The following is a 3,599-nucleotide window of genomic DNA, read 5'->3' on the forward strand; positions in this document are numbered from 1 at the left end:
TGATGTGTGCTGAAAAAACAGGAGGTTTTAACTTGGTAAACTAAACACACTCATCAGGAGTTTACCATGAGCAAGAAACACAAGACTTACACCACAGAATTTAAAGCTGAAGCCATCAAATTAATTGAAGCCAATCAAGGCAATGTCTCGGAAACAGCTAGACAACTTAGCATTTCAATGCAAACTCTTTCAAATTGGAATACCAAAGCAAAGGCTGGAACTTTAGCAGGTACAAAACAGTATTCACCTGATCTAAACGCTCTACTCGAAGAAAATAAAAAACTCAAACAACAGCTCAAAATAGCTGAAATGGAACGTGAATTTTTAAAAAAGGCAGCAGCGTACTTTGCCAAAGAAAGTCAGTAAGGTACGCCTATATGAAACAAAAAAGATATTCTTTTCCAATTACCTTAATGGCTCGATTACTTCATGTTTCAGTTTCATGTTTTTATGATTGGCTCAAGAGAGGCGTGAGCAAAAGAACGATTCAACGAAATCAACAGACGATATTGGTGAAAATAGCCCATGAGGAGACAAGGCAGAGCTATGGTTATATTCGATTAACCAAATACTTACAAGCTCAGGGCATAAAAATGAGTATGTACGCTGTACGTCAGATAAAAGCGCTGAACCACCTGTATTGTAAGCGACACAAGCGTTTTAAAAGGACTACGAATAGTGACCATAATCGAGCGATCTATGAAAACCTGCTGGAGCAACAATTCTCAATGACTAGACCAAATCAAGCATGGTCAAGTGATATTACGTACATATGGACTGTTGAAGGATGGCTGTACTTAGCAGCGGTAAAAGACCTTTACACGAAACAAGTGGTTGGCTATAGCTTAAATGAGCGCATGACAGCACAGCTTGTTTGTAATGCGCTAAATATGGCTATTCACAATCAAAAACCAACCAAAGAACTGATTGTGCATTCAGACAGAGGAAGTCAATATTGCAGCCATGAATATCGAAATATACTTGAGCAATATGGTTTTCAAGGTTCAATGAGCAAGCGCGGAGACTGTTACGATAATGCACCGATTGAAAGCTTTTGGGGAATACTGAAAAATGAGTTAGTGCATCATTACAACTATCAAACCAGAGAAGAAGCCAAAGCAGATATTATAAAATACATTGAATTATTTTATAATCATCGAAGAATTCAAAAGGGTTTGGGTTTTAAGACACCAAATCAAATGGCCGAAGACTTTTATAAGTTGGCTGCCTAGAATCTCCCAAGGGAAAGTCTCCTGATAATTCAGCGTATATCACAATTATCAAGCTCTAAACTTAGAAACTCAAATTTTAAGATTCAATTACCAATAAAGGATAGTCAGATAGATTTTGAATTTATAGAAAGTTTTATTTCAGATCTAAGAAAAATATATATTGATGATCTTGAGGATTATTTAAATTTAAATGATTTTAAAGATTGTGATTTAACTAGTGAAGAAAAAGAAGCTCTCAAAGATTTTGAAAATTTAAAATTTGAAGATTTTAATATAATAGATATTTTTAATATCAAGAATACTAGTAATATTTTATCGAGAGATATTATTCAAGATAGTGGCATTATTCCGTACTTATGTGCTAGTAGTGAAAATAATGGTGTAAGTAGTTATATTTCTTATGATTTAAAGTATCTGGAAGAAGGCGGATGTATTTTTATAGGGGGGAAAACATTTGTTGTTACGTATCAAGAGAAAGACTTTTTTTCAAATGATAGTCATAACTTAACTTTAAAACTAAAGCAAAATTCATATTGAGATAAATTAAATTATTTATTTATCGCGACTTGTATTAAAAAAAGCTTAGGGTATAAATACTCATGGGGTGATAGTATTAGTCATAAAAAAATACAAAAAGATAAAATCTCACTTCCTGTGATTAATCAACAGATAGATTATAATTTTATGAGAAATTTTATTGGTGCGATTCAAAAAATGATAGTGAAAGATATTTTGGTTTATATTAATAATCTTAAAAATGATAATTGGTAATCTAGAACCTCCCCTATATTTTATTTAAATAAAATATAGGGGCTTATAAGGAAAATAAGTATATAAAATTTTTTAAAATGATGTAGGGATAAGTTATAGTAATTTTTTTTAATAGAGTCCTATAACATATGACTTCAATTTTGTCTTTTAAAAAGTGCAATATTATGTGTATATACGCAAGGGAATAACTAGCTAAACAGTATGCAGGGACATACTCTGAAATTTGGGGAAATTTCAAAACATGATTACTCCGCTGGGGAGCGATTTAAGAAAGGGTAATCATTGATTTTTGAATAAATTTATAAAATTTGGTTAGATCAAATGAACAACTTAATAACGAGATTTTTAAGTAATCTGGGGCAGTGGCATGAAGTTGCGCTGACAATGACTAAAGCGATAATTGCAATAGGAGTGTTGTGCTTAGTTGCATACCTTTTAACAATTGGCTATATCCCTTCAGAAATTAGCTTTGGCGATACATTCATTTTCTTACTGATTTTTACCGCGTTCTCTATTGCTTATACTGGGCGAATTCAAACATGAGGTGCGACAGTTTCAAAAGCCATATGATAATCAACAAGCTGAGCAAATTTCTCTAATGGTGGGCAGAGTAAAACTTGAAGTGCGACATAAACCACCTAATTAATTTAAAGGGTTTATGGAGTATATAAAATTGTCATACCATCATCTTAACTTTGAAGATCGTACTGCATTAATGCTTGAGTCAAGAAAAGAAGGCTTTTCAGCCAGAAAATTTGCTGAACTCATTAAAAGACATCCTAGTACGATCTATCGTGAGCTTAAAAGAAATAGCATCAATGACGTTTATCAAGCTCGATATGCTTCTGATAACACCTTCGCTAGACGTAGACGTGGTCACAGAAAACTCAAAATCGATTCAATCCTCTGGAAATTTATTGTTGAAGCGATCCGTTGTTTATGGTCTCCTCAGCAAATAGCAAAGCGTTTAAAGACATTTCCTGATTTGGATCAAACAATGAATGTAAGCCATACAACGATTTATTCAACGATACGAGCATTACCCAAGGGTGAGTTGAAAAAAGACTTATTATCCTGTCTGCGTCATGAAAATAAAAAGCGAAAAGCTAACGGTGAACCTAAAAAAGATTCTATATTACAGGATATTAAAACTATTCATGAGCGCCCAGCCGAAGTTCAAGAAAGAAAAATACCGGGTCATTGGGAAGCTGATTTAATTAAAGGTAAAGACAATAAAAGTTCGATAGCAACACTTATTGAACGAAATACACGGCTCTGTATCTTGGCAACATTACCTGATGCAAAGGCAGAATCAGTGCGCAAGGCTTTAACTGAAGCTCTGAAATATTTACCTGCAGAACTGCGTAAAACGTTGACCTATGACCGTGGACGCGAGATGTCAGAACATAAAATACTCGAAGAAGATTTAGGCATAGATGTATATTTCTGTGACCCACATTCACCTTGGCAAAAAGGCACATGCGAAAATATGAATGGTTTAATTAGGCAATATTTACCTAAAGGGATTGATTTAAATCAGGCAGATCAGCATTATTTAAATCAAGTTGCCATGTCACTGAATACTCGTCCTAGAAA

The 3,599-nt window shown here is 33.8% G+C and carries 3 protein-coding genes and 1 pseudogene; all 4 read left to right on the forward strand.

The features are described 5' to 3' along the window. Positions 1-66 precede the first annotated feature (66 nt). A protein-coding gene (locus MKL51_RS17810) for an IS3-like element ISAba22 family transposase (protein WP_085944217.1) occupies positions 67-1,232 on the forward strand; the annotation gives its coding sequence in 2 pieces (ribosomal slippage) (positions 67-325 and positions 325-1,232; 1,167 coding nt in all). 159 nt (positions 1,233-1,391) lie between these two features. Further along, entirely contained in the window at positions 1,392-1,769 is a 378-nt protein-coding gene (locus MKL51_RS21055) for a restriction endonuclease subunit S (RefSeq protein WP_442866709.1), read from the forward strand. Positions 1,770-2,324: 555 nt separating this feature from the next. Next, positions 2,325-2,528, forward strand: a pseudogene (locus MKL51_RS17815) (hypothetical protein); the annotation flags it as partial. 133 nt (positions 2,529-2,661) lie between these two features. Further along, positions 2,662-3,599, forward strand: a 938-nt coding sequence (locus tag MKL51_RS17820) for an IS30-like element ISAba125 family transposase (RefSeq protein WP_079396101.1), incomplete at its 3' end; no start/stop codon positions are given.

This window comes from Acinetobacter sp. AOR18_HL, from assembly GCF_027855145.1.
Classification (GTDB): Bacteria; Pseudomonadota; Gammaproteobacteria; order Pseudomonadales; family Moraxellaceae; genus Acinetobacter; species Acinetobacter pittii.